The organism is Stenotrophomonas sp. 169 (genome assembly GCF_014621775.1).
GTDB lineage: Bacteria > Pseudomonadota > Gammaproteobacteria > Xanthomonadales > Xanthomonadaceae > Stenotrophomonas.
In genome coordinates this window covers 392,501-418,791 of record NZ_CP061204.1, presented here as the reverse complement: position 1 = coordinate 418,791, position 26,291 = coordinate 392,501, and the positions used below count along the sequence as shown (strand labels likewise).

Annotated in this window: 20 protein-coding genes and 3 rRNA genes (1 of these 23 cut by a window edge); 5 read left to right on the top strand and 18 right to left on the bottom strand. The window is 64.6% G+C overall.

Annotation, left to right across the window (positions count from 1 at the left end; all coding sequences use genetic code 11):
- Window positions 1-354: 354 nt before the first annotated feature.
- The 6 genes from ICJ04_RS01745 to ICJ04_RS01720 form a co-directional block, all read right to left on the bottom strand.
- Window positions 355-1,113, bottom strand: a complete 759-nt coding sequence (locus ICJ04_RS01745; RefSeq protein ID WP_188325850.1) for a hypothetical protein — start codon at window positions 1,111-1,113, stop codon at window positions 355-357.
- Window positions 1,114-1,402: 289 nt separating this feature from the next.
- Window positions 1,403-2,215: a calcium-binding protein gene (locus tag ICJ04_RS01740; RefSeq protein ID WP_188325849.1), complete on the bottom strand. Its 813-nt coding sequence runs from the start codon at window positions 2,213-2,215 to the stop codon at window positions 1,403-1,405.
- 305 nt (window positions 2,216-2,520) lie between these two features.
- Entirely contained in the window at window positions 2,521-3,411 is an 891-nt protein-coding gene (gene cyoE, locus ICJ04_RS01735) for a heme o synthase (RefSeq protein WP_188325848.1), read from the bottom strand.
- A 4-nt stretch (window positions 3,412-3,415) separates the two neighbouring features.
- Window positions 3,416-4,579, bottom strand: coding sequence for a COX15/CtaA family protein (locus ICJ04_RS01730; RefSeq protein ID WP_188325847.1), 1,164 nt, complete (start codon window positions 4,577-4,579; stop codon window positions 3,416-3,418).
- 10 nt (window positions 4,580-4,589) lie between these two features.
- A complete protein-coding gene (locus ICJ04_RS01725; RefSeq protein WP_188325846.1) occupies window positions 4,590-5,165 on the bottom strand; it encodes a hypothetical protein in 576 nt (191 codons plus the stop codon).
- Window positions 5,166-5,245: 80 nt separating this feature from the next.
- A complete protein-coding gene (locus ICJ04_RS01720) occupies window positions 5,246-5,959 on the bottom strand; it encodes an SURF1 family protein (RefSeq protein ID WP_188325845.1) in 714 nt (237 codons plus the stop codon).
- Between the two features lie 57 nt (window positions 5,960-6,016).
- On the opposite strand from ICJ04_RS01720, the gene ICJ04_RS01715 reads away from it, so the two are divergent.
- On the top strand, window positions 6,017-6,235 hold the full coding sequence (locus tag ICJ04_RS01715) for a twin transmembrane helix small protein (RefSeq protein ID WP_188325844.1): 219 nt from the start codon (window positions 6,017-6,019) through the stop codon (window positions 6,233-6,235).
- Between the two features lie 17 nt (window positions 6,236-6,252).
- Here the strand turns inward: ICJ04_RS01715 and ICJ04_RS01710 are convergent, their stop codons facing one another.
- From ICJ04_RS01710 to coxB, 5 genes are all read right to left on the bottom strand, one after another.
- On the bottom strand, window positions 6,253-7,128 hold the full coding sequence (locus tag ICJ04_RS01710; protein WP_188325843.1) for a cytochrome c oxidase subunit 3: 876 nt from the start codon (window positions 7,126-7,128) through the stop codon (window positions 6,253-6,255).
- Window positions 7,129-7,151: 23 nt separating this feature from the next.
- Window positions 7,152-7,748: a cytochrome c oxidase assembly protein gene (locus ICJ04_RS01705; protein WP_188325842.1), complete on the bottom strand. Its 597-nt coding sequence runs from the start codon at window positions 7,746-7,748 to the stop codon at window positions 7,152-7,154.
- Window positions 7,745-7,876 (bottom strand): hypothetical protein, encoded by a 132-nt coding sequence (locus ICJ04_RS18470; protein WP_274603073.1) that lies wholly within the window; start codon window positions 7,874-7,876, stop codon window positions 7,745-7,747. Before ICJ04_RS18470 ends, ICJ04_RS01705 begins: the two co-directional genes overlap by 4 nt.
- 8 nt (window positions 7,877-7,884) lie before the next feature.
- Window positions 7,885-9,495 (bottom strand): cytochrome c oxidase subunit I, encoded by a 1,611-nt coding sequence (ctaD, locus tag ICJ04_RS01700; RefSeq protein WP_188325841.1) that lies wholly within the window; start codon window positions 9,493-9,495, stop codon window positions 7,885-7,887.
- A gap of 61 nt (window positions 9,496-9,556) precedes the next feature.
- Window positions 9,557-10,528 carry a cytochrome c oxidase subunit II gene (coxB, locus tag ICJ04_RS01695; protein ID WP_188325840.1) on the bottom strand — a complete coding sequence of 324 codons (972 nt, stop codon included), beginning with the start codon at window positions 10,526-10,528 and terminating at the stop codon, window positions 9,557-9,559.
- Window positions 10,529-10,950: 422 nt separating this feature from the next.
- On the opposite strand from coxB, the gene putA reads away from it, so the two are divergent.
- A complete protein-coding gene (gene putA / locus ICJ04_RS01690; RefSeq protein ID WP_188325839.1) occupies window positions 10,951-14,172 on the top strand; it encodes a bifunctional proline dehydrogenase/L-glutamate gamma-semialdehyde dehydrogenase PutA in 3,222 nt (1,073 codons plus the stop codon).
- A 431-nt stretch (window positions 14,173-14,603) separates the two neighbouring features.
- On the opposite strand, the gene pnuC is transcribed toward putA, so the two are convergent.
- A complete protein-coding gene (gene pnuC, locus ICJ04_RS01685) occupies window positions 14,604-15,182 on the bottom strand; it encodes a nicotinamide riboside transporter PnuC (protein ID WP_188325838.1) in 579 nt (192 codons plus the stop codon).
- A gap of 86 nt (window positions 15,183-15,268) precedes the next feature.
- A complete protein-coding gene (locus ICJ04_RS01680) occupies window positions 15,269-16,612 on the bottom strand; it encodes an outer membrane protein transport protein (protein ID WP_188325837.1) in 1,344 nt (447 codons plus the stop codon).
- Window positions 16,613-16,835: 223 nt separating this feature from the next.
- Between ICJ04_RS01680 and ICJ04_RS01675 the strand changes: the two genes are divergently transcribed.
- Window positions 16,836-17,528 (top strand): rhomboid family intramembrane serine protease, encoded by a 693-nt coding sequence (locus ICJ04_RS01675; protein WP_188325836.1) that lies wholly within the window; start codon window positions 16,836-16,838, stop codon window positions 17,526-17,528.
- Window positions 17,529-17,704: 176 nt separating this feature from the next.
- Here the strand turns inward: ICJ04_RS01675 and ICJ04_RS01670 are convergent, their stop codons facing one another.
- Together ICJ04_RS01670 and ICJ04_RS01665 are read right to left on the bottom strand one after the other, a co-directional pair.
- On the bottom strand, window positions 17,705-19,126 hold the full coding sequence (locus ICJ04_RS01670) for a S41 family peptidase (protein ID WP_188325835.1): 1,422 nt from the start codon (window positions 19,124-19,126) through the stop codon (window positions 17,705-17,707).
- A gap of 128 nt (window positions 19,127-19,254) precedes the next feature.
- A complete protein-coding gene (locus tag ICJ04_RS01665; RefSeq protein WP_275138278.1) occupies window positions 19,255-20,472 on the bottom strand; it encodes a peptidoglycan DD-metalloendopeptidase family protein in 1,218 nt (405 codons plus the stop codon).
- Between the two features lie 190 nt (window positions 20,473-20,662).
- Here ICJ04_RS01665 and ICJ04_RS01660 point away from each other — a divergent pair, with 190 nt between their 5' ends.
- A complete protein-coding gene (locus ICJ04_RS01660; protein WP_188325833.1) occupies window positions 20,663-21,325 on the top strand; it encodes a hypothetical protein in 663 nt (220 codons plus the stop codon).
- 56 nt (window positions 21,326-21,381) lie between these two features.
- A complete protein-coding gene (locus tag ICJ04_RS01655) occupies window positions 21,382-23,109 on the top strand; it encodes a M28 family metallopeptidase (RefSeq protein ID WP_188327168.1) in 1,728 nt (575 codons plus the stop codon).
- Between the two features lie 232 nt (window positions 23,110-23,341).
- Here ICJ04_RS01655 and rrf (ICJ04_RS01650) read toward each other — a convergent pair.
- From rrf (ICJ04_RS01650) to ICJ04_RS01640, 3 genes are all read right to left on the bottom strand, one after another.
- Window positions 23,342-23,456: ribosomal RNA gene (gene rrf / locus ICJ04_RS01650) — 5S ribosomal RNA — on the bottom strand.
- 155 nt (window positions 23,457-23,611) lie between these two features.
- Window positions 23,612-23,726 (bottom strand): 5S ribosomal RNA (gene rrf / locus ICJ04_RS01645).
- Window positions 23,727-23,900: 174 nt separating this feature from the next.
- A 23S ribosomal RNA gene (locus ICJ04_RS01640) occupies window positions 23,901-26,291 on the bottom strand (it continues 493 nt past the right edge of the window).

Here is a 26,291-nt window from a genome sequence, read left to right as displayed (position 1 = left end):
AGGTTCTGACACTTTCGCCGAGCATGGCTCGGCGCCACCAGAGTCGGAGCATCATCGCCCAGCGCGCCAGAAAAGCCCGATAGCCCGGTAGCGCCGAGCCATGCTCGGCGGCTGTTCGCACAGACGTCTGACACATTCCGCCGAGCGTGGCTCGGCGCTACCAGAGCCGAAGGATCATCGCCCAGCGCTACGCCAAAAAAGCCCGGTAACCCGGTAGCGCCGAGCCATGCCCGGTGGCTGTTTGCATGAAGGTTCTGACACTTTCGCCGAGCATGGCTCGGCGCTACCAGAGCCGGAGCAACATCATTGCAGTAGCATCTGGATACACAAGGCGCTGCTACGCCCAACGCTGACCTAGCCCTCAATGCCCTCGGCGATGCGCTTCAATAGCGCGGCGCCCTGCACGATAGCGTCACCGTGGTCGGTCACCAAGGTCAGACTGTAGAACTTTGCATCCGTTGCCCAGATGAGCGTTGCCATGCCACCTCCGTTCACGCCACGCCTCGTGCTCGCCGCCGCCGGGGACGAATTGACCCGGGTATTGAGAGCTTCCTCGAACTGGATGATCTGCCCATTCCTTTGTCGATAGTCTTCCTCATTGAGTTCGATGAAGCTTGTCCCATCCAGCAGAAAGCTGCGACTCAACCCGGTCGCATTGATTCCAATGCGCGTTCCCGCCCATGAGGTATCGAGCAGTTTCGCTTTGGCGAGTGCGGTGCCGCTGACATCTGCCGGCGGCAGCGCAAGCCGCTGGCGAAGTGCCTCGTCTGGAAAGACCTTCCGGGGCAGTTGAGACAACAACAAGGCGACAGCAGGAATGGGGCGTGCAGCGGCGCTGACATCGTCGCCGCGCTGTCGAGCTACCCGCGCACGGAGAAGGGCTTTGACTTCAGCGGGTGCGTTGAGCGCTTCGATGGGTGTCGTTACCAGAGGACCGCCCCCGGGCCTCAGGTCAGGAGTGAGATCGTGGTTCGCGGTGGTCGCCCACTTCATGGTGATCTCGGTCAGCCATGCGCCGAGCGCCCCCTGTGAACCCTCGGGTCCTTCTGCGTGCGCAGGGCTGCTCTGGAGGAAGAAGGCGAGCGGCAGCAAATAGAGCAGCAGCGTTCTCATGTCACCACCGTGTCGATACACAAGCGGCAAGCATTACTGCGAGTCAGGCCTCTTTGAACGCGTAGTGTTTCAAACGGTGACCACCGTTGCGCGCTGCACAACAAGATGCGCTAAGTACAGGCAGCTCGTTCGGAGTTCACCGACAGGCGGTTGGAAGGAAACCAAGTTCAAAGCGTCATGGACACCGAGAGCCTCCGCTCGGGATTGACTGCAGGGACGCCTGACACATTCCGCCGAGCATGGCTCGGCGCTACCAGAACCTGCTTCCGGTAGTGACAACCGCTGGCCGTCAGTCGAGCAGGCGGGCGACGGTGAAGCGCGGCAGCCAGACCCACAGGTCGTAGCTGCGGTCGGAGCCCTTATCGGTGCGTGGCGATGCGCCAAGAAAGGGTGGGATCGGTTGGCTTCCGCATCGGCGGTAGCCGCGACAGCCCCAGAACTCGCCGGTGCGCGCCTCGATGCGGACGTTGTACTGATCCAGGTCGACAAGCAGTGAGGCCATGGGCGGGTAGGTAATCATGCTGGGCTGACTGCGCATGCCGTGCACATTCCCAATCAGTACCAGCAAACGCGCGTTTGCAGGCAAGGCGTTATACCGTTCGCGCAATTCACTGGCCATGGCGGCATCGCGCGTGCCGGGCGGTGCGCTCTCGGCAGGCAACGGCACGTGGTCAATGCCGTAGACCTGGATATCGTTTCCACTCTCGCGCAATACGCGCAGCGCTTCAATCATGTCCAGCATGTCGTGGCTGCGGCGTCCGTCATGGAGGTGCGACTCCACCGTCCAGTACTTCGTACCCCGCAGGGCACTGCGCGCAGCCGTGTCGCCCGTGGACTGCAGATAGGTTCGCAGGGCGTCGTTCTCGCTGGTGGGCAACTCCAATGCCAACTGAGAGGGAATTCCCTGTCGGGCGTAGGACTCTACGATCTGCTGCACCAACCGCGGTATTTCGCGTGTGCCATGCATTTCCCCGAGCACCAGTAGACGATGAGCGCCAGCGTGCTCCCGGATCTGCGCGGCGATCGATTCGTCAGCCAGCGCGCGGTTTGCAAGCAGCAAGCTGATCAGCAAAGTGCAGCCAAATCGCATCCATCGGGACATCCGCGCCACCTCGCTTCCTTCGGGTCGTGATGCAAGGAGTGGCGACGTTGTGTGCGTGTTTCAAGATCGAGGCGGTAGCGCCGAGCCATGCTCGGCGGCTGTCTGCACGGACGTCTGACACATTCCGCCGAGCGTGGCTCGGCGCTACCAGAGCCGAAGCATCGGCATCGCGCCAAGGCCGACGCATCAGCATCACGTTGCCGGAGCGTCGCGTGCATGGCCGGAGCAGCGCGCGCCGGGCCGACGCGCAGGCTCCCGGTAGTGACGGCCGCTGGCCGTCAGCACACCTCGCCGGGATCAGCGCGTTACAGCCAGGGCAGGATCCAGTGGTCCACCAGCAGGAACGCGAACAGCGCCATCAGGTAGACCACCGACCAGTTGAACATCTTCATCGAGAACAGTTCGTCCGGCGGGTTCTGCATGCGCCAGGCGTACCAGAGGAACACGGCGTTGAGCACGATCGCGCCGCCCAGGTAGAACGGACCGCTCATGCCAACCACATACGGCAGCACGCAGATGAGGGCGAGCACGATCGAGTACGCCAGGATCTGCCTGCGGGTATGCACCACGCCGTGGGTGACCGGCAACATCGGGATCTTCGCCTTGGCGTAGTCTTCGCGGCGGAAGATCGCCAGCGCCCAGAAATGCGGCGGCGTCCAGATGAAGATGATCAGCACCAGCAGCGCGGAGTACCACCAGTCGGCGGAGGTCTGCATGCCAGTCACGGCGGCCCAGCCGAGCATCGGCGGCATCGCGCCGGCCAGTCCACCGATGACGATGTTCTGCGAGGTCGCGCGCTTCAGGTACACGGTGTAGATCACCGCATAGCCGATCAGCGAGGCGAAGGTGAGGATCGCGGTGATGACATTCACCCACACCACCAGGATGGTCATCGACAGCACGATCAGCGCACCCGCGAAAGCGAGCACCTGCCACGGCTTGACCTTGCCGACCACCAGCGGGCGCCATGACGTACGCGCCATCTGTGCGTCGATCTTGGCATCCAGCAGTTGGTTGATGGCCGCCGCTGCCGACGCCGCCAACCAGATGCCGAAGAAGCCCAAGGCACCGAGGCGGACCTGCTCCCAGCTGGGCACACCGGGGATGGCGAGCACCATGCCGACCAGCGCGGTGAATACGATGAGGGCGACGACCTTCGGCTTGGTCAGGTCCCAGTACTGACGATAATTGGCCATGGCGTCAGTCCGGTGCCCGCAGTCGGGCCAGCAGGCTGACCATCACGAACAACAGCACCACGGCACCGCCGTTGTGCAGCACGGCCACCGGCAACGGCAGCGCCATCTTGACGTTGGCGATGCCCAGGCTGATCTGCGCGACCAGTGCCACGACCAGCGTCACGGCCCAGCCGCGCATGCTCGGCGTGCGGAACAAGCGGATGCCCAGCCACACCAGGTAGAGCGCCACCACGATGGCGAACATGCGGTGGCCCATCTGGATGGCAATGCGCGATGCTCCGTCGAGGATGCCGCCTTCGTAATCCACGCCGATGCCACGCCACAGGGTGAAGCCTTCGGCGAAGTTCTGCTGTGGCCACCACTGGTTGGCACAGCGCGGGAAATTGTCCAGCGACAGGCTGCCACCGCCGCAGGCGAGCGCGGCGTAGTTCGCACTGACCCAGCCACCCAGCGCAATCTGCGCGGTCAGCACGGTGATGCCGATGCGCAGCAGCCATTTCAGCTTCGGCGCTTCGGCCAGGGTGATGGGCAGGTGGGTGGCGCGCCACGCCATCCAGGCCAGCATCGCGAACATCAGCATGCCCCCCAGCAGGTGGCCCATCACCACGATCGGCTTGAGCAGCCAGGTGACCGTCCACATGCCGAGCAGCGCCTGGAAGATCACCACCGCCAGGGTCAGCACCGCCGCGCGCGCCAGGTCGCTGTTGCTCCAGCGGAACGCGGCGATCAGCAGGATCACCTCACCGGTGAGGGCCAGCACGCTGGCCGTTGCATGCCAGCCGGTCATGCACAGCGGTATGCCCGCCGCCACCAGTGCGCAGGCGGTGACGACCGCCGTGCTGCCGAGGCGACGGCGACGCGTGGCCAGCAGGGCCAGGGTAAGGATCTCGATGCCCAGCGCGCCGGCGAGGAAGCGATGTACCTGCTCGCGCCAGGCTTTGTGCGTCTCCAGCGGACGGATCTCCGCCGCCGGGTGTCCGATGGTTTCTTCCACGTGCTGCGGCCACGTGGCCTGCCCATAACAGGTCGGCCAGTCCGGGCAGCTCAGTCCGGCATCGGACAGGCGCACGAAGGCACCGAACAGAATGGTGCTCGCGGTCATGATCATCGCGAACCACGCCAGGCGGTGGAAATTGCGGTGCAGCGCCGGACGCGTGGAAAGACTCATCTAACAGGACTCACTTCAGTTTCAGCAACGTGGACAGGTCCTTGCGCAGGCCACCGAGGTCGGTGCCGGGCGCATGGCGCAGGATCACGAAGCCGTTCGGGTCGACGACATAGACCGGCACGCCGGACGGGTCATCGACACCGGGCAAAGCAGCGCGCAGTGCCGGCGAAGGAGCCAGCGCGCGCAGTGCGGGGGTTCCAGCGAGGGGCGCCGGCGGCGTTCCCAGCCAGAGGATGTCGACATTATCGGCGTTATGGCCGAACAGCTGCCACACCTTGCCCAGTCCCTGCGACAAAGTGACGCACTGTTCGGCGCAGGTGGCAGGCGGCGCGACGAGGATGCGCCAGATCTTTTTTTCGCCTTTCCACGGATACAGGGCGCCGCTGGCCAACTGCGGTGGTTGCCCGCGCAGGTCCACTGGCGGCTGCAGCAGCTGGCCCACGTTTTTATGGGCGGCAGGCTGCCAGCCCGTGAAGCGCAGCACGCCGGCCAATGCCATGGCGCCGAAGAACACGGCGAACAGCAGCAGCAACGTGCGGCGACCGTGGCCGCGCGCGGTTTCCTGCGGTGACGAAGCAGCGTTCATGGGCGGTATTTTCTCATGTCGGGAGGAGGTGTGCCGGTGGGTGGGACGTTGCCGCAGCGCTCGCCGAGCATGGCTCGGCGCTACCGGGGAAAACGGCGGCGGCGCCATTCCAGAACCAGCGCCACCAGCAGCACGGTCAGCGCCAGGGCAAACCACTGCACGGCGTAGCCCAGATGGCGCTGCGGCGGCAGGGTGTTGGGCAGCAGGTCGAGGTCGCGCTCGTCGCCGAAGGGCAGCGCCGGATCCAGCCGCAGCACGCGCGCAGGCAGCGTCGGCAGGCCCAGCACCGGTGCCAGCGCATCGGTCTGCAGGCGACTGGCCAGCCAGCGCTGTGGACCCGCTGCGTTGAATACCGGCCCCAGGGCCAATCCCGGCGCAGGCGCAGGGGCCAGCAGTCCACGCACGGCGACCGGCGACGGCGGCGATGGCACCTCGGGCAGGGCGCGGTCTGCAGGCAGCGGCCGCCAGCCAAGGTCGACCAGCACCACGGCTCCCCGCTCGCTGCGGAACGGGCGATACAGCTTCACCCCGGCACGACCGTGGCGCATCTGGTTGTCCAGCAGCACCAGACCGGGCAGGAAGCGTCCGTCATCGATGACCCCGTGCACGACACCCGGCGCCGCCAGTGCGCGGTCCAGCGGCATCGGAGGCTGCGCGGATGCGGCCACCTGCGCATCCAGCAGGTGCTGCTTTTCGTGCATGCGCTGCAACTGCCAGCGACCCAGCAGGCAGAAAACCACCATCGCCCCCACCGCCAGTGCCCACCCCAGCGGGCGTGTGTGCCGACGCGTCATGACAAACGACCGGAAACGCGGTCAGATAGGGCCATCCGCCCCGCCATCGAGCTGCGCATGAACGATTCGCTGAAGACCCTGCTGGTGATCGCGTTCCTCATCGTCATCGTCTGGAACCTGGGCGCGGGCCTGTACTACCTGCTGGTGGATCGGGGGCAGACCAAGCGCACCGTCAACGCCCTGACCCGTCGCATCGCGGTATCGGTGGCGCTGATCCTGCTGGTGGTCATCGGCATCCTGGGCGGCTGGATCCAGCCGCACGGCGTTGGCCGCTGAGTGCATCGACGCCGCGGTCAAAGCACGTAGACGAACAGGAACAGCATCAGCCACACCACGTCGACGAAGTGCCAGTACCACGCGGCGGCTTCGAAGCCGAAATGATTGTCGCGGGTGAAGTGCCCCTTCGCTGCGCGCAGCCACATCACCGCCAGCATGATCGTGCCGAGCAGCACGTGCGCTCCATGGAAGCCGGTCAGCATGAAGAACGTGGAGCCGTAGATGCCCGACCCCATCGTGAGGTTGAGCTCGGTGTACGCGTGGATGTACTCCTCTGCCTGCAGGGTCAGGAACACCAGCCCCAGCACCACGGTAATGCCCAGCCAGGTCAGCAGCTGGCGGCGATGGCCGGCCTTCAGTGCGTGGTGGGCGATGGTCAGGGTGACGCCGGAGGTCAGCAGGATCAGCGTGTTGATCAGCGGTAGGCCCCACGCCGGAATGGTCTGGAACTGCCCGCCGATCGCCGCCGGCCCGTTGGTTGGCCAGCCCGCCGAGTAGCCCTGCCACAGCAATTCGTTGGTCATCACCCCGTCGCCCTCGCCGCCCAGCCATGGCAGGCCCAGCGCGCGGGTATAGAACAGCGCGCCGAAGAAGGCACCGAAGAACATGACTTCGGAGAAGATGAACCACACCATCCCCATCCGGAACGAGCCATCCACCTGCACGTTGTAGCGGCCGGCCTGCGATTCGCGCACCACGTCGCTGAACCACCAGAACAAGGTGAGCACCAGCATCGCCAGGCCTGCGAAGAAGGTCCAGCGGCCCCACGCGGCATCGTTGAGCCAGCTGGCGACGCCCACCATGGTCACCATCATCGCGATGGACCCTATGAACGGCCAGCGGCTATGGGTGGGGACGTAGTACACGTTGGCGTCGGAGGGAAGCTGGGCCATGGTCGGTGTCCGGTTCGTTGCGCTCAGGGCGCGGCGTGCGCGGTGGCCGGCACGGTCGCCGGTGCCAGGCGCGCGGAGAGCGCGTCGTTCTTGTAGAAGGTATAGGACAGGGTGATGGTGCGGATTTCCGGCGGCAGGTCGGGATCGACGATGAAGCGCACCGGCATGTCGCGTTTCTCACCGGCCTGCAGGGTCTGTGCGGTGAAGCAGAAGCACTCGGTCTTGCTGAAATACCCCGATGCGCGTGCCGGTGCGACAGAGGGCACCGCACTGCCGACGATGGCGATACTGCTTTCGTTGCGGGCGAAATACAGCGCTTCGTTGAGCTCGCCGGGCACCACGTCCATGGTCAGTTGTTCGGGATGGAAGGCCCACGGCAACTGGGAGTTCACCCCGCCGTCGAATTCCACGCGCACGGTGCGCTTGCCGCCCGCCGCGCCCAGGCTGGCCTGCGCCCCCGGGCCGCGTTCAAGGCGCACGCCAAAGACCTTTTCGCAGGCGATTCGGTACAGCGGTACCAGCGAAAACGTCAGCAGGAACACGGCTACCGCCACGCCGATCAGGCGCGGCAGGCCGGCATGCCGGGACGGTGCGGGCGCCGTGTCGTGCGGCGTGTTCATCGCCCGATCACTCCGCTGAGGATGAAGCCGGCGTACACCAGCACCGCGATCGCGCCCACCCAAAGCGCGGTGCGGCGTGCGCGCCTGCGCTGCAGGGCCATGGCGGTGGACGTGTCGGTGTCATGCATCACGCACCTCAGTGACTGATGTCGTCGTGGGCCAGGTCACCCGGGCGGATGACCGGTGGCGTGGTGAAGGTATGCGCCGGCGCCGGTGACGGCACCGTCCACTCCAGTCCGCGCGCGCCTTCCCAGCTGCGTGCGGCAGCCCTTTCACCATGGCGCAGTGACCACAGCAGGATGGCCGCCATCATGAAGGGGGTGACGAACATGCCGAAGGCACCGATGGAACTGATCAGGTTCCAGTCGGCGAAGGCGACGCTGTAATCGGGGATGCGCCGCGGCATGCCGGCCAGGCCGAGGAAGTGCTGCGGGAAGAACAGCAGGTTGACGAAGACGATGGACCACCAGAAGTGCACGCGGGCCCACCTCTCGCTGTACATGCGCCCGGTCCACTTCGGCCACCAGTAGTACACCGCGGCGATCAGCCCGAACACCGCGCCGGTGACCAGGACGTAATGGAAATGCGCGACCACGAAGTAGGTGTCGTGGTACTGGAAATCGGCCGCCACGATGGCCAGCATCAGGCCGGAGAAACCGCCGATCGTGAACAGGATGACGAAGGCCACCGACCACAGCATCGGGGCTTCGAAGGTCAACGAACCGCGCCACATCGTACTGACCCAATTGAACACCTTCACCCCGGTGGGAATGGAGATCAGCATGGTGGCGAACATGAAGTAGATCTCACCGCCCAGGGGCATGCCCACGGTGAACATGTGGTGGGCCCAGACGATGAAGGACAGGAAGGCGATGGCGGCGGTCGCGTAGACCATCGCCTGGTAGCCGAACAACGGCTTGCGGCTGAAGGTGGGGATGATCTCGCTGACCACGCCGAAGGCGGGCAGGATCATGATGTACACCTCCGGATGACCGAAGAACCAGAAGATGTGCTGGAACATCACCGGGTCGCCGCCGCCGGCCGCATTGAAGAAGCTGGTGCCGAAGAACTTGTCGGTCAGCAGCATGGTCACCGCACCGGCCAGCACGGGCATCACCGCGATCAGCAGGAAGGCGGTGATCAGCCAGGCCCAGCAGAAGATCGGCATCTTCAGCAGATCGATGCCGGGTGCGCGCATGTTCAGCACGGTGGCGATGATGTTGATCGCGCCCATGATGGAACTGATACCGGCTACGTGGATGGCGAACACGGTGAACGCCACGTTGTAGCCGCCCTGCAGCGACAGCGGCGGGTACAGCGTCCAGCCACCGGCCGGTGCGCCACCGGGCAGGAACAGGGTGACCAGCAACAGGCTGAAGGCCACCGGCAACAGCCAGAACGACCAGTTGTTCATGCGCGGCAGCGCCATGTCCGGTGCACCGATCTGCAACGGGATCATCCAGTTGGCCAGGCCGACGAAGGCCGGCATCACCCCGCCGAAGATCATCACCAGCGCGTGCATGGTGGTCATCTGGTTGAAGAATTCCGGCTTGACGAACTGCAGGCCGGGTTGCGCCAGTTCGGTGCGGATGACCACGCTCATCGCCGCGCCGATGATGAACATGACGAAGCTGAAAAGCAGGTACAGCGTGCCGATGTCCTTGTGGTTGGTGCTGAAGAACCAACGTGCGAAGAACCCCTGCGTAGGGCCGTGGTGGTCGTCGTGCCCAACTGCCGAGTGCGCCATTGCAAAACACCTCTCAGATCGATTTGTCACGGTGGCCGCGGTGCGGCCACGGGCGGTTGGGTCAGGCGTCGGTGGTGGGCGCCGGGGCCGGTGCGGAAGCGGGCTCGGCCGGGGTCACCGGTTGCCGTGGTGCGCTGCCGTCGCCAGCCGGGGTCGTGGGCTCCGGTGACGTCGGCGTGGCGGGCGCAGCGGGAGCCGCGGCAGGCGCCGGCTTCTTCTGGGCCAGCCAGCGCTTGAATTCGTCCTTGGACACGGCCTCCACCACGATCGGCATGAAGCCGTGGTCCTTGCCGCACAGTTCGGCGCACTGGCCGCGGTATACGCCGGGGGTGTCGATGCTGGTCCAGGCTTCGTTGATGAAGCCCGGGATCGCATCCTGTTTCCAGCCCAGCGCCGGTACCCACCAGGCATGGATCACGTCGTCGGACGTGATGACGAAGCGCACCTTGGTATCCACCGGCAGCACCAGCCGGTTGTCCACATCGAGCAGGTAGTGCGGGTTGCTCTCGCGGGTGGGCACCTTGCCACTCTGGCGCATGCGATCGGATTCGCGGTCCAGGCGGCTGGTGAAGTCCACGCCTTCGCCCAGGTATTCATAGCGCCACATCCACTGGTAGCCCGTGACCTTGACGGTCATCTCGGCATCGCGGGTGTCGTACATCTTGATCAGGTTGGCCGTCGCCGGCCACGCCATCACCACGAGGATGATCACCGGGATCACCGTCCAGATGACCTCGGCCTTGGTGTTGTGGCTGAAGGTCGCGGCGACCGCGCCCTTGGATTTGCGGAACTTGAAGATGGCGTAGGCCATCGCACCGAAGACGATCACGCCGATGACCGTGACCACGATCAGCGACAGCATGTTCGACTCCCACGCCAGGCGCGAGGTCTGGGTGACCCCCCGGCCCATGTTCAACTGCCACGGCTTCGGATCGGCGGACTGGGCCCAGCCGAGAGCAGGAACACCTACGCCTGCCGCCAACGCGGCCAATCCGGAAACGCACCTGCCGCCCCACGCGCTGCTTTGCTTCATTGCCTAGACCCTTGACGTCATCGGTGACCGCCATCGCTGGCGGAGAGCAAGCTTTCAAACTGGCTGCCGGGGCATCGAACGTCCGTGGGGGGGACGCCCGCGCCGTTGCGTATTCAGATCCCCTGCGGCGCACCGTGCGCCCTGATCCTGTCGCAACCGCGTTGTTGCCGCGGGATACGTCTGGATGGTAGCCCTGCCCTCTCGACACTTACAAGGTCCATTCACGGTTTTTAGCATGCTGCAGCACAGCAATACGCCGTCAGCCGATTTGCCGATTTCGGCACAATTTACCTCCACCTCCCCGAGATAGCTGAATCCTTTACGGGGCGGGACTATCAGGAATGTCGCAATGGTCAGTAAGGGGGCTATCCGGCGAGCGAAAAATGATTAAAATCGCCAAGTTTTCCACTGGCCGGACCGGCATGAACGCACCCACTCTTTCGCCCGCTGCCCCCGGCCTCGTGCCGCAGGCCGACGCGCTGCTGTCGCCGGAACTGCCGGCCTCCCCCTCCCCGTTCCGCCAGGCAATCACCGACGCCTGGCTGAAAGACGAAACCGCGCACGTCACCGAACTGCTGGCCCAGGCCCGCCTGCCGGCCGACGAACAGGCCCAGGTGCAGGCGCTTGCCGCCGACCTGGTCGCCCGTGTGCGGGTGCGTGCCAAGGACCAGGGCGCCATTGAAGCCTTCATGCGCCAGTACGACCTAGGCAGCGAGGAGGGCGTGCTGCTGATGTGCGTGGCCGAAGCGCTGCTGCGCATTCCCGACCAGGCCACCGCCGACAAGCTGATCCGCGACAAGCTGGCCGATGCGGACTGGAAAAAGCACATGGGCGGCAGTGATTCGGTGCTGGTCAACGCCTCGACCTGGGGCCTGATGCTGACCGGCCGCCTGGTGCAGATCAACGATGCGACCCGCGCCGATGTCCCGGGCGCCTTCCAGCGTCTGATGGGCCGCGTGGGCGAGCCGGTGATCCGCCTCGCGGTGCGCCAGGCGATGAAGATCATGGGCCACCAGTTCGTCATGGGCCGCACCATCGGCGAAGCGCTGGACCGTTCGCACAAGGGCGACAACGCCAGCTACCGCTACTCGTTCGACATGCTGGGCGAAGGCGCGCTGACCATGAAGGACGCGCTGCGTTACCTGGAAGACTACCGCCGCGCGATCCATGCCATCGGCGGCGACCACAAGGCCCGCGGTGGCCGTCCGGATGGCGATGTCAACAACGCCCCGGGCATTTCAATCAAGCTGTCCGCGCTGTACCCGCGCTACGAACACGCCAAGCGCGAACGCGTGCTGCACGATCTGGTGCCCGGCGTGCTGGAGCTGGCGCAGCTGGCGAAAAGCTACGGCATCGGCTGCACGGTCGACGCCGAGGAAGCGGACCGCCTGGAACTGTCGCTGGACATCATCGACCGCGTGTTCTCCGACGCCTCGCTGGCCGGCTGGGATGGCTTCGGCGTCGTGGTGCAGGCGTACCAGAAGCGCACCCCGTACACGATCGATTTCCTCGCCGACATGGCCCGCCGCAACGGTCGCCGCCTGCAGGTACGCCTGGTCAAGGGCGCGTACTGGGATGCCGAGATCAAGCGTGCGCAGATCGAAGGCTACCCGGGCTACCCGGTGTTCACCCGCAAGCAGAACACCGACGTGTCCTACCTGGCATGCGCCAAGCGCCTGTTCGGCCATGCCGATGCGATCTATCCGATGTTCGCGACCCACAACGCGCACACCATCGCGGCGATCCGCACCCTCGCCAAGGGCGGCGTGTACGAGCACCAGAAGCTGCATGGCATGGGCGACGATCTGTATGCCGAAGTGGTGCCGGCCGATCGCCTGGGCCTGCCGTGCCGCGTGTACGCGCCGGTCGGTTCGCACGAAGACCTGCTGCCGTACCTGGTGCGCCGCCTGTTGGAAAACGGCGCCAACTCCAGCTTCGTCAACCGCATCACCGATGACCGCGTCGCGATCGCCGAGCTGGTACGCGACCCGGTTGAGATGGTGGCTTCGTTCGCATCCATTCCACACCCCAAGATCCCGCTGCCGGTTGACCTGCTGCGCAGCCAGAACCACGACAGGAACAATTCCATGGGCATCAATCTGGCCAACGACAACGCGCTGCGCGACCTTGCCGAGCAGCTCAACGGCGCCGTCAAGGCATGGCACGCCGCCCCGCTGGTGCCGGGTGCGACGCTGACCGGTGCGACGCTGCCGGTGACCAACCCGGCCGATAACCGCCAGGTGATCGGCCAGTGGCAGGCGGCCGACGATGTGACCGTGCAGAAGGCGTTGACCAACGCAGTGGCGGCGCAGCCGGCTTGGAACCGCACGCCGGCCGCCAGCCGCGCGGCGATCCTGGAACACGCCGCGGACCAGCTGGAAGCCCGCATCGCCGAGTTCATGGCGCTGTGCGTGAAGGAAGCCGGCAAGAGCCTGCCCGATGGTGTGGCCGAAGTGCGCGAAGCGGTCGACTTCCTGCGTTACTACGCCAAGCAGGCGCGCGAACAGTTCGGCCATGCCGAGAAGCTGCCCAGCCCGACCGGTGAATCGAACGAACTGCAGCTGCATGGCCGCGGCGTGTTCGTCTGCATCAGTCCGTGGAACTTCCCGCTGGCGATCTTCCTCGGCCAGGTGGCCGCTGCGTTGGCGGCGGGCAACAGCGTGATCGCCAAGCCGGCTGAGCAGACCAATCTGATCGGCTACTACGCGGTGAAGCTGATGCTGGACGCGGGCGTGCCGGAAGGCGTGCTGCAGTTCCTGCCCGGTGATGGCGCCACCGTGGGCGCGGCACTGACCGCCGATCCGCGCGTGGCCGGCGTGGCCTTTACCGGGTCCACCGATACCGCACGCGCGATCAACCGCGCGATGGCCGCGCGTGATGCCGCGATCGGCGTGCTGATTGCCGAAACCGGCGGCCAGAACGCGTTCATTGCGGATTCGTCGGCGCTGCCGGAACAACTGGTCAAGGATGCCATCGGTTCGGCGTTCACCTCGGCAGGGCAGCGTTGCTCGGCCGCGCGCGTGCTGTTCGTGCAGGACGACATCGCCGACAAGGTGATGACCATGCTGGCCGGCGCGATGAAGGAACTGAAGATCGGCGACCCGGGCCTGCTGTCCACCGACGTGGGCCCGGTGATCGATGCGGACGCGTTGAAGATCCTGCACGACCATGCCGCACGCATGGACACCGAAGCGCGCCTGATCGCCGCGGCAACCCTGACCGACGAAGCCGCACATGGCAGCTTCTTCGCCCCGCGCGCGTATGAACTGAAGGACCTGGGCCAGCTGCACAGGGAGATCTTCGGACCCGTGCTGCACGTGATCCGTTGGAAGGGTGATCAGCTGCAATCCGTGATCGACCAGATCAACGCTACCGGCTATGGCCTGACACTGGGCGTGCATTCGCGCATCGATGAGACCGTAGACCGCATCACCACCGGCATCCAGGTGGGCAACGTGTACGTCAACCGCAACCAGATCGGTGCCGTGGTCGGTGTGCAGCCGTTCGGTGGCCAGGGCCTGTCCGGCACCGGCCCGAAGGCGGGCGGCCCGCACTACCTGCTGCGCTTTGCAACGGAAAAGACGGTGACGGTGAACACCACCGCCGCCGGTGGCAACGCCTCGCTGCTGACGCTGGGCGACTGATTTTTCCTGCTGTGCCGCGGGTGTGGGTTTTCTGTGGGTGGGTAGAGCGGGATGGGTTCCCGCGGCTGCCAGCAGGTGTGGGTTGGTAGCGCCGAGCCATGCTCGGCGAGCGCAGCGGGCCATTGGCGGAAACAGTCCGCCGAGCACGGCTCGGCGCTACCACTGGCATTGTTGACCCGTCGGGTGGCGAGAGCCCCCGATCCCTTTTCATTTCCCCCCGTCCAACCCGATGTTTGTCCATGGCCACCATGGACCTGTCGAAGGTGGGGCGGGGTGGGTTGGCGGGGGCGTTGAGCGCCATGGATGGCGCGAAACGAGGCCCGCATGGATGCAGTTTCTGCCGTCCCCCGCCAATCCACCCCGCCCCGCCAACCCACGGCCCCGCAGGGCTTTTGATGTTGACGTTGCCTGCGCTTCTGACCGTACGCGCGTCAGCGCGCAACGTCCATCTCCCGCCGCCAGTGCCGCAGTGCGACCAGCGCGTTGATCCAATACCCCACGTACAGCAGCGCAGTCAGCTGCAGGCCACCGCTGTAGTACAGCGGAACCGCCAGGGTGTTCACCAGCAGCCACACCCACCAGCACTCCAGCTTGCGCCGCATCATCAGCAACTGACCGACCATGCTCAGCAGCAGGATCGCCGCGTCCACGTAGGGCGCATGGCCGTCCGTATGGCGCACCAGCATCGCGCCGTAGCCCCACGTGCCCGCCACCACCAGCAACGCCAGCCACGGCCATGCAGCGGCCTTCAGGCGGGTGATGCGCAGCGGCGCACCGCGGTCACCGCGCAGCCACTGCCACCAGCCCAGCGCGCCCACGGCGATGAAAAAGCCCTGCAGCGCCACCTGGCCGTACAACCGCGCCTGCAGGAACACGAGGGCGAACAGCACCCCGGCGATGATGCTGATCCACCAGCCGTGCACGCTGTTGCGCCCGGCCAGCAGGATCGATGCAGCAGCGGCGACGTTGGCGGCGATTTCAAGCTTGAACGCGGGGTCTGAAAAGTCCATGGCCCAGTCTAGTGGCATCGCGGAAACGAAAAAGCCCCGCTTGCGCGGGGCTCCTTCGTACTGCGCTCACGCGTTGCGGCGTGAAATCAGAACTTGTACTGCATCGAAGCGGCCAGCACGTCGCCACGGACCTTGTACTTGCCGGTCAGCGAGTTGCCCTGGTTGTTGGTGGTCGGCGACACGAACACGTTCGGATCGCTGGTCAACAGGTGGGTGTAGCCGAAGTTGTACTCGACGTTTTCCGACGGGTTCCAGCCCAGACCGACCGACAGCCACTTGCGGCTGGTATCCGGCACGCGGACATCGCGGTGCGCGTCGGTGGTCGGGGTCTGGTCCAGTGCCACACCACCGCGCAGGGTGATGGTATCGCTGAGCTTGAAGTCGGTACCCAGCGACACGAAGGTGGTGTCGCGGTAGCCGAAGTCCAGCACCGAATCCGGCTGCGCCGACGCGTAGTCGATGGTCACCTGGTCGAACGCGGTGGACCACGCGGTACGGGTGACGTCACCCATCACGGTCCAGCGATCGTTGATGTTGTGGGTCACGCTCAGCGTGGCCGACGCCGGCAGGGTCACCGTCGCGCGGCCGCTGGTGTCGGTGAAACGACCCGGCTGGGCCACGGCCAGCACGGCCGCTGCATTGGGCGGCACATCGAAGGTGGCGTCGCCGCCGGTGATCTTGTGCTCGACCTTGGAACGGTAGCTCAGGCCGATGTGAGTGTTCTCATCGAGGCTGAACAGACCGCCGACGGTCCAACCGACCGCGTTGTTGTCGCCTTCCACGGTCAGCTTGCCATCGGCGCTGCCCGGCGCGAAGCCCGGAACGCGGGACTGGGCCAGCGCGGTGCCGAAGTCGATGTTGTTGCTCAGTTCGATGGTCAGGTGCTCAACGAACACCGATGCGCCGAACGACACATACGGGTTGACGTCGTAGGACATCGCGAAGCCGAGGTCGATCGCCTTCAGGTCGGTCTTCAGGCCGCTGTAGCGACCCACCCAGCCTGCGTCGTAGTCGGTCTTGAAGCCGAACGGTGCGGTCAGGGAGACGCCGAAGTGGGCCTTTTCGCCGACCGGCATGTGGAAGTACGCGGCCGGGACCGGCGCGATCATGCCGGCGTCGCCGCCATCACCACCGGTCTGCGGGGCGCCGGTCGGCTTGCGGCCGGAGCCTTCGAACTCGGCCTTGAAGCTGATCGCGCTCAGGTCGCCCTGGACCACGCGGCCATCCAGCTGGCGCATGCCGGCCGGGTTGGCGGCGATGATCGAGGCATCACCCTCGGCGCTGCCCGAACCGGCGAAGGCACGGCCCAGGCCCTTGGCACTCTTTTCCGCCAGCTGGAACGCCGCAGCGTTCGCATCGGTGGCAGCCAGTACGCCGGCAATGCCGACGGCCAGCATCGAAATGCGGGCAAAAGTAGAAGCGGTTTGCATCGTTTTATCTCTCCGGAAAGCGGTTGTTTGCTCTGCATGCGCCTGCGTCCCCCTTAGGCCAAGGCCCTCCAGGACGCGCCGGATTCCCCTCCCGACATACGACGCCGTATGCGAGTATCACCCAGACGAGTTAATGAAACAATAACAGATAGGGTGCTTTTTCCACCCTGAAATCTGAATACGAGGCGCGCGATGAGGGCGCCGACGGGATACGCTTGCCGCCATGTTCCTTTCGCTCCCCTCGCGCCGGAAAGCTGCCGTCCGCTGGGCTACCCCCCTGCTGTTCGCCGCCCTCTGGATCGCGTTCCTGTGGTCGATCTCGCGCCCGCACGAGGCGCGCAGCAGCCTGTGGATGGACTGGGGCGCCCTATCGGCGGGTCTGGTGCGGCCGCTGGACTGGTGGGCCACGTTCAAGGACGGCAGCGTGCTGCGCCTGTTCACCGCGCTGTTCCTGCACGCGGACTGGTCCCACCTGCTGGGCAACCTGGTGTTCCTGCTGATCTTCGGCCTGCCTGCCGAGCGGGTGCTGGGACCGTGGCGCTTGATCCTGCTGTTCCTGTTCGGTGGGGCCTTCGCCAACCTGACCGCGGTCTACACGATGGGCACGCCGGACCAGATCATCATCGGCGCCAGCGGCGCGGTGTCGGCGTTGATCGGCACCTACCTGGCGCTGTTCCCCGGCGCGCGCCTGGGCGTGGTGATCCCGCTGGGGCTGTTCCTGGAGTTCGTGCGGGCCCCGGCGTATCTGCTGATCGGCGTGTGGGCGGTGCTGCAGGTGGTGTTCGCACACATCGGGCCGAGCTTCGGCATGGTGGCGTGGTGGGCGCACATCGCCGGCTTCGGGTTCGGGGTGTTGTACGGGGTGTACGTACGCGCGGCGATCGCGCGCAGGCTGCGCAAGCGTCAGGGATTCTGACGCGTCGCGGCGGGTGGGTGTGGCGGCCGCTGGCCGCCGGATCTGCTCCGTCCGCTGCGCTCGCCGAGCATGGCTATGCCGGTCGTCCTGACCGGCACCCTGCGGGCCGTCGCAAGCGACGTTGGCAGCGGCTCCTGCCGCTGCCTTCGGCGCTACCGGGGGCGGCGTCGCCGTGATCAGGGTTTGACCGGCGGCTCCGTGGGCTTTGCATCCGGCTTTGCTTCCGGCTTCGCTTCCGACTTGGCTTCGGCGGCTGGCTTGGGCGGGGCCTTCGCGGCTTCGGCCTTCAGCCGCGCGGCGACCGAGCCGGGCTGCTTGAGCTCGGCCAGTGCGTCGTTGATCGGGCCGTCGCCGGGCAGTACGTCGCCTGCCTGGTAGCCTTCTTCGCCTTCGGCATCACCATGCAGGTGACCCGGCAGCGTGGCTTCACTGAAGTCGGTCAGGCTGGCGGGCAGGGCCTCTTCGCCTTCCACCGGTGCGGGCTTCAGTTCCACTTCGGGCACGATGCCGGTGGCCTGGATCGACTTGCCGCTCGGCGTGAAGTAACGCGCGGTGGTCAGCTTCACTGAATCGCCATTGTCCAGCGGCAGCACGGTCTGCACCGACCCCTTGCCGAACGTGCGGCTGCCGATCACCCGGGCCCGCTGGTTGTCGCGCAGCGCGCCCGCCAGCACTTCGGAAGCACTGGCCGAACCCGCATCCACCAGCACCATCACCGGCGCGCCCTTCAACAGGTCGCCCGGGGTGGCATCGAAACGCGCATCGCTGATGCTGATGCGGCCACGCGTGCTGACGATGTTGCCCTTCTCCAGCAAGTCATCGGCGACCTGCACCGCGGCGGTCAACAGGCCGCCAGGATTGCTGCGCAGATCCAATACCAGGCCCTTCAGCTGGCCACCGGCCTGCTTGGACAACTGGCGCACGTGCTTCTGGAAATCCGCACCGGTGTCGGCCTGGAAGGTGCTCAGGCGGATGTAGCCGTAGCCCGGCTCGAGCATGCGGCTGCGCACGCTGGTGACCCGGATCGTTTCGCGCGCCAAGGTGACATCGAAGGGCTTGGGCTTGCCGTCGCGCACGATGGTCAGCACGACCTTGCTGCCGGCGACGCCACGCAGCGGTTCGCTGGCCTTGATGGCACTGATCGGCTTGCCGTCGATGGCGATGATGAGGTCGCCGGCGAGGATGCCTGCGCGGGCGGCCGGCGTGTCGTCGATCGGCGAAATGATCTTCAGGCTGCTGTTGTCCGGCTGCTGCTGCAGCTCCACCCCAATGCCTTCGTAAGCGCCATTGGCCTGCTCGTCGAAGGCTTCGGCGTCTTCCTTGCCGAAGTAGGTGCTGTGCGGGTCCAGGTCCAGCAACAGGCCACGTACCGCGTCCTGCATGAGCTTCTTGTCATCCACCGGATCCACGTACGCTGCACGTACCGCGTTGTACACCGCCACGAAACGCCGGATTTCCTCCAGCGGCACCTTCGACGTCGCGGCTTCCTCGTTGTTGGCCGCACTGGCGTCACTGGCGGGGACGGCTGCCGGTTGCTGCGCCAACGCAAGCGAAGGCAGCAGGGCCAGCAGCAGGGTGGCGGTTCGGGCTACACGCATGAAGCACTCCTGGGGGATCGGTGACGGATGCGCCGCTGGAATGCGTGCACGACCGTTGCAGCGCCCGATTATGCGTTACCCGCCGGTAAATTCCCGTTGACATGCCTACCGCTGCGAACGACTACGGTTCAGCGTCGCTGCAACCAGCTGTCCGGGTTCACCGGCTGCCCACCGCGCCGCAGTTCGAAGTACAGCGCCGATACGCCCTGACCGCCGGAATTGCCGACCTTGGCCAGCGCGTCGCCGCGCTTGACCGCCGCACCGGCGTCCTTCAGCAACGTGTCGTTGTGTGCGTACAGGCTCATGTAGCCATTGCCGTGATCGACGATCAGGATCATGCCGTAGCCGGTCATCCAGTCGGAAAACACGACCGTGCCATCGGCCACGGCGGTGACCGTGGTGCCGGCAGCAGCGCCGATCAGTACACCGCTGCTGGTGCGTCCGTCGGGCAGCTTGCCGCCATAGCGCGCCAGCAGATTGCCGGAGAGCGGCCAGCCCAGGCCACCGACCTTCGGCGCGGGGGCCGAGGCCACGGCCGGCGGAACCTTGGTCGCGCGCGGTGGCGGTGCGGGGCGACCTTCGGCGACGGCACGATCGGCGGCGGCTTTTTCGGCCGCTTTTTCCGCTGCGACCCGACGGGCGGCGGCACGGCGCTCCGCCTCCGCACGCGCGGCGGCCGCACGCAGGTTCGCAAGCAGGGTTTCCAGCGCCTTGGCATCCTTGCCGAGGGCTTTCTCGCGTTCGCTGCGGTCCTTGAAGCGCTCGTCGAGCGCGGCAACCGCGCGCTCGCGATCACGGCGATCGTTGACCAACGCCGTGGCCTGCTGTTTCTGCTGCTGGCGCGTGCCCTGCAGCTCTGCCTGCCGCGCGCTGATCTGTCCCTGCAGGGTGTCCAGCTCCTTCAGGTCGGCGGTGATGTCATGGATCCGCTGGCTGCGTTCGCGCTGCAGGTACCGGTGATACGCGAGCGAGCGGTTGCCATCGGCCACGGTGTCCTGCGAGAGCAACAGCTTCAGCGGTGCATGGTTGCCCAAGCGATACGCCCCACGCAGCAAGCCGGCCAGTTCCTTGCGCTGCTGCTGCAGGCTGCCCTGCAGATCCCCACGCCGCTTCTCCAGACCGGCCAGCGCCGTGTTCTGCTCCTGCAGCGCGGCTTCGGTCTGCGCCAACGTGCGCCCGGTACGCGCCACCTTCTCGTCCATTTCGCGCAGTTGGCGGCTGGCCTGGTCGCGCTGGCTGTCCAGCTGCTGCCGCTCCTGCGCAACGCCCTTCAGTTCGGTACGCAGTTTCTGCAGCTTGCGTTCGGCCTCTCGGGTGGACTGCGCATGGACCGGCGCCACCGGCATCAGCCCGGCAGACAGGGCCAGCAGCGCGCCGCACGCCAGCAGGCAGGCGCGGGTGTTAGCGATGCGTGAGTGAAAGGCGTTGTCGCGCAAGAGCGTTCCAGTGACTTCAGGCAGATGCGGTTTCTGGTGCAGCATGGTGACATCTTTGCCGGGCGGCCTGCCAGCCGCATGTGCCACACAAGGAACCGCCATGAACGCACGATCCCTCGCCTTGCTGCTTGCCCTCGCGGCGGCTGCCACACCGGCGCTCGCGCAGGAAGACATCAGCAAGGTCAACGGCAGCATCACTGCCACCTCCGGTCAGCGCTACGGTGATCTGGACACGGTCAACGGCAGCATCCGCGTAGACGATGGCGTGGAAACCGGCGACATCGAGACCGTGAACGGCACCATCAAGGTCGGCGAAGGAGCGCGCACCGGCGGCATCGCGACCGTCAACGGCGGCGTTCGCCTGGCCGGCGGCGTGATCGCACGCGGCAACGTCACCACCGTCAACGGAAGCATCTTCGCCGACCGCCGCAGCCGGATCGAAGGCCGCGTGGAAACCGTGAACGGTGGCATCGGCCTGGTTGAAACGCAGCTGGCGGGCGACATTGAAACCGTCAACGGGGATGTCACGGTGGGCGTCGGGTCGGTGGTCAACGGCGGCATCCAGATCAAGAAGCCGAGCTTCAGCATTTCATTCACCCCGAACCGGAAGCCCCGCGTCATCATCGGCCCGAATGCCGTGGTGAAGGGCCCGCTGCAGTTCGAGCGTGACGTGCTGTTGTACGTACATCGCAGCGCGACGACCGGTCCGGTCAGTGGCGCGACGCCGGTATCGTTCGATACCGATACCGCGCCTGAAAATTGATTCCATGCCGGGCCTGCCTGAGCGGGACCCGCCCCTACCCTGCAGGATCCTAGATGATGCCCCGCAACCTACTGCTCTGCCTTGCCATCACCGCGGCATTGACCGCCTGCAAGGGCGACGACACCGCGCCCGCCGCAGCGGCGCCGGCCGCGCCCACTGCGACCACCGCCCCGGCTGCCAGCACCCACACGTTCTCGCCGGAGATCAATGCGGCCGACTTCGCCGAACTGGTCAAGACGCTTTCTTCCGACGCGTTCGAAGGACGTGCCCCTGGCAGCAAGGGTGAAGAGCTCACGGTCAACTATATCCGTGACCAGATGCAGCGCATCGGCCTGCAGCCCGGCAACGGCGACAGCTGGTTCCAGGACGTGGCGATGACCGAGACCACGGCCGACGAATCGACCTCGTTGAAGATCGACCAGGCCGGCAAGTCCAGCGAGCTGAAGTTCGGGACCGACATGGTAGTGGGTACCCGCACCGGTCAGACCGAGGTCAAGGTCGACGGCAGTGACATCGTGTTCGTCGGCTACGGCGTGGATGCGCCGGAGCGGGAATGGAACGACTACGCCGGCCAGGACTGGAAAGGCAAGACGGTGGTGATGTTCGTCAACGATCCCGGGTTCCATGTCGACGATGCCAAGCTGTTCGACGGCAAGCGCATGACCTACTACGGTCGCTGGACCTACAAGTTCGAAGAAGCCGCCCGCAAGGGTGCGGCTGCCGCCTTGATCGTGCATGACACGGCCGGCGCGTCGTATGGCTGGGACGTGGTGAAGAATTCCTGGGCGGGTCCGCAGTACGACCTGCCGGCCAAGGACGATCCGGACGCGCGCCTGCCGGTCCAGGGCTGGCTGAGTGCGGACGCGGCGAAAGCCTTGTTCGCCGGTGCCGGCCTGGATCTGGCGCAAGCCTACAAGGATGCCAACAAGCGTGGCTTCAAACCGGTGCCGCTGAAGGCCAAGCTGTCGGTGGACCTGAAGAGCACGACCGCGGAGAAAACCTCGCGCAACGTGGTGGGGGTGTTGCCGGGCAGCAGCCGCGCCGACGAAGCGGTGCTGTACATGGCGCATTGGGATCACCTGGGCAAGCATGAAGGCGAGGCCGACGACAACATCTACAACGGCGCGGTGGACAACGCGACCGGCGTGGCCGGCATCCTGGAAGTCGCCGACGCGATGGTGCATCAGGACCCGAAGCCGGCGCGTTCGGCGGTGTTCCTGGCGGTGACGCTGGAAGAGTCCGGCCTGCTCGGTTCGAAGTACTACGTGGCCCACCCGACGTTCCCGCTGGACAAGATTGCCGGTGTGATCAACATCGATGCGATGTCGGTGGCCGGCCGCGCGAAGGACATGACCGTGACCGGCTTCGGCAGCTCGGAGCTGGAAGACATCCTGAAGCCGCTGGCTGCCGCGCAGGGCCGTACGCTGCATGGCGAGAGCGCGGTGCAGAGCGGTTTCTACTTCCGTTCGGATCATTTCAACTTCGCCAAGGCCGGCGTGCCTGCGTTGTATGCCGACGGGGGCGAAGACCTGCGCGAGGGCGGTGTCGAGGCCGGCCGCAAGGTGGCCGAGGACTACGGGCGCAACCGCTACCACGGCCCGAAGGATGAGTTCGATCCGGCGACGTGGAAGCTGGACGGCACCGTGGAAGACCTGCAGTTGCTGCATGGTGTCGGCAAGGAGCTTGCTGCGGGCGACCGCTGGCCGAACTGGTACGAGGGCAACCCGTTCAAGGCGGCCCGCGACGAGATGATGAAGGGCAAGCCGGCAGCCGCTGCCAAGTAACGTCTGGCGTGATGCACAGAAGAAGCGGCGGCCTGCAGGCCGCCGCTTTTTTGATGCCTGACGCCCGTGGGATCGCCCTACATCGCCATGCCTGCGGTGCCAACGCACACCGGTAGCGCCGAGCCACGCTCGGCGAGCGCAGCGGCAGGCAGTTGACGGCCAGCGGCCGTCACTACCGCGCCGCGCATAAAAAAAACCCCGCTGCGTGAGCAGCGGGGTTTTCGGTTTTAAACCCTGGCGATGACCTACTCTCGCATGGCTTGAGCCACACTACCATCGGCGCAGCTACGTTTCACTTCCGAGTTCGGGATGGGATCGGGTGGTTCCATAGCGCTAATTTCACCAGGGAGACGGTTGGAGCGTCGCGTTGCGGCGTGCCCTTGCGGGGGACGCGCATAAGCGCAGCTCACGTTCTTGCCCTTGGGCGGCAGGTACGAAAAAGCATGTACCTACATAAAAAGAAAACCCCGTTGCATGAGCAACGGGGTTTTCGGGGTATAAACCCTGGCGATGACCTACTCTCGCATGGCTTGAGCCACACTACCATCGGCGCAGCTACGTTTCACTTCCGAGTTCGGGATGGGATCGGGTGGTTCCATAGCGCTAATTTCACCAGGGAGGCGTTTGGAGTGTCGCCGCGGGTCGTCGTATCTTTGCAGGGAGCGGGGCACGTTAGTGCCCTGCTTTACAAAGAGACGCGCCTACAGCGCCTGCCTCTCGTTTGGTCTTGTGACGTAGCGTGCACTTGGATCTATCGACATGTCATGTCGGCCAAGGCAACTTGAGGTTATATGGTCAAGCCTCACGGATCATTAGTATCAGTTAGCTCAATACATTGCTGTACTTACACACCTGACCTATCAACCACATAGTCTATATGGTTCCTTCAGGGGGCTTGTGCCCCGGGAGATCTCATCTTGAGGCGCGCTTCCCGCTTAGATGCTTTCAGCGGTTATCGCTTCCGAACATAGCTACCCGGCAATGCCACTGGCGTGACAACCGGAACACCAGAGGTTCGTCCACTCCGGTCCTCTCGTACTAGGAGCAGCCCCTCTCAAATCTCCAACGCCCATGGCAGATAGGGACCGAACTGTCTCACGACGTTCTGAACCCAGCTCGCGTACCACTTTAAATGGCGAACAGCCATACCCTTGGGACCGACTACAGCCCCAGGATGTGATGAGCCGACATCGAGGTGCCAAACACCGCCGTCGATATGAACTCTTGGGCGGTATCAGCCTGTTATCCCCGGAGTACCTTTTATCCGTTGAGCGATGGCCCTTCCATACAGAACCACCGGATCACTAAGTCCTAGTTTCCTACCTGCTTGATCCGTCGATCTTGCAGTCAAGCACGCTTATGCCTTTGCACACAGTGCGCGATGTCCGACCGCGCTGAGCGTACCTTCGAGCTCCTCCGTTACTCTTTAGGAGGAGACCGCCCCAGTCAAACTACCCACCATACACGGTCCCTGATCCGGATTACGGACCTAGGTTAGAACGTCAAGCACGACAGGGTGGTATTTCAAGGTTGGCTCCACTGCAGCTAGCGCCACAGTTTCATAGCCTCCCACCTATCCTACACAGACGAACTCAACGTTCAGTGTAAAGCTATAGTAAAGGTTCACGGGGTCTTTCCGTCTTGCCACGGGAACGCTGCATCTTCACAGCGATTTCAATTTCACTGAGTCTCGGGTGGAGACAGCGCCGCTGTCGTTACGCCATTCGTGCAGGTCGGAACTTACCCGACAAGGAATTTCGCTACCTTAGGACCGTTATAGTTACGGCCGCCGTTTACTGGGGCTTCGATCAAGAGCTTCGCCTTGCGGCTGACCCCATCAATTAACCTTCCAGCACCGGGCAGGCGTCACACCCTATACGTCCACTTTCGTGTTTGCAGAGTGCTGTGTTTTTGATAAACAGTCGCAGCGGCCTGGTTACTGCGACCCTCTTCAGCTATAGCTCGCATGAGCCACCAAAAAGGGTGCACCTTCTCCCGAAGTTACGGTGCCATGTTGCCTAGTTCCTTCACCCGAGTTCTCTCAAGCGCCTGAGAATTCTCATCCTACCCACCTGTGTCGGTTTACGGTACGGTCTGCGTAAGCTGAAGCTTAGGAGCTTTTCCTGGAAGCGTGGTATCAGCGACTTCGTCTTAAAGACTCGTCTCGGTGCTCGGTCTTAAAGGATCCCGGATTTGCCAAAGATCCAAACCTACCGCCTTTCCCCAGGACAACCAACGCCTGGTACGCCTAACCTTCTCCGTCCCTCCATCGCACTTACGCGAGGTGCAGGAATATTAACCTGCTTCCCATCGACTACGACTTTCGTCCTCGCCTTAGGGGCCGACTCACCCTGCGCCGATTAACGTTGCGCAAGGAAACCTTGGGCTTTCGGCGTGCGGGTTTTTCACCCGCATTATCGTTACTCATGTCAGCATTCGCACTTCCGATACCTCCAGCGGACTTCTCAATCCACCTTCAACGGCTTACGGAACGCTCCTCTACCGCGTACAACCCTGAAGGTTGCACACCCCAAGCTTCGGTTCACTGCTTAGCCCCGTTAAATCTTCCCCGCAGACCGACTCGACCAGTGAGCTATTACGCTTTCTTTAAAGGGTGGCTGCTTCTAAGCCAACCTCCTGGCTGTCTGTGCCTTTCCACATGGTTTTCCACTTAGCAGTGAATTTGGGACCTTAGCTGTGGGTCTGGGTTGTTTCCCTTTTCACGACGGACGTTAGCACCCGCCGTGTGTCTCCCATACAGTCCGTCTCGGTATTCGGAGTTTGCAATGGTTTGGTAAGTCGCGATGACCCCCTAGCCATAACAGTGCTCTACCCCCGAGAGGATACATATGAGGCGCTACCTAAATAGCTTTCGAGGAGAACCAGCTATCTCCGGGTTCGATTAGCTTTTCACTCCTAATCACAGCTCATCCCCGTCTTTTGCAACAGACGTGGGTTCGGGCCTCCAGTACCTGTTACGGCACCTTCACCCTGGCCATGACTAGATCACCCGGTTTCGGGTCTACTGCCCGCGACTATGCGCCCTTATCAGACTCGGTTTCCCTTCGCCTCCCCTATACGGTTAAGCTTGCCACGAACAGTAAGTCGCTGACCCATTATACAAAAGGTACGCAGTCACCCCTTGCGAGGCTCCTACTGCTTGTACGCACACGGTTTCAGGA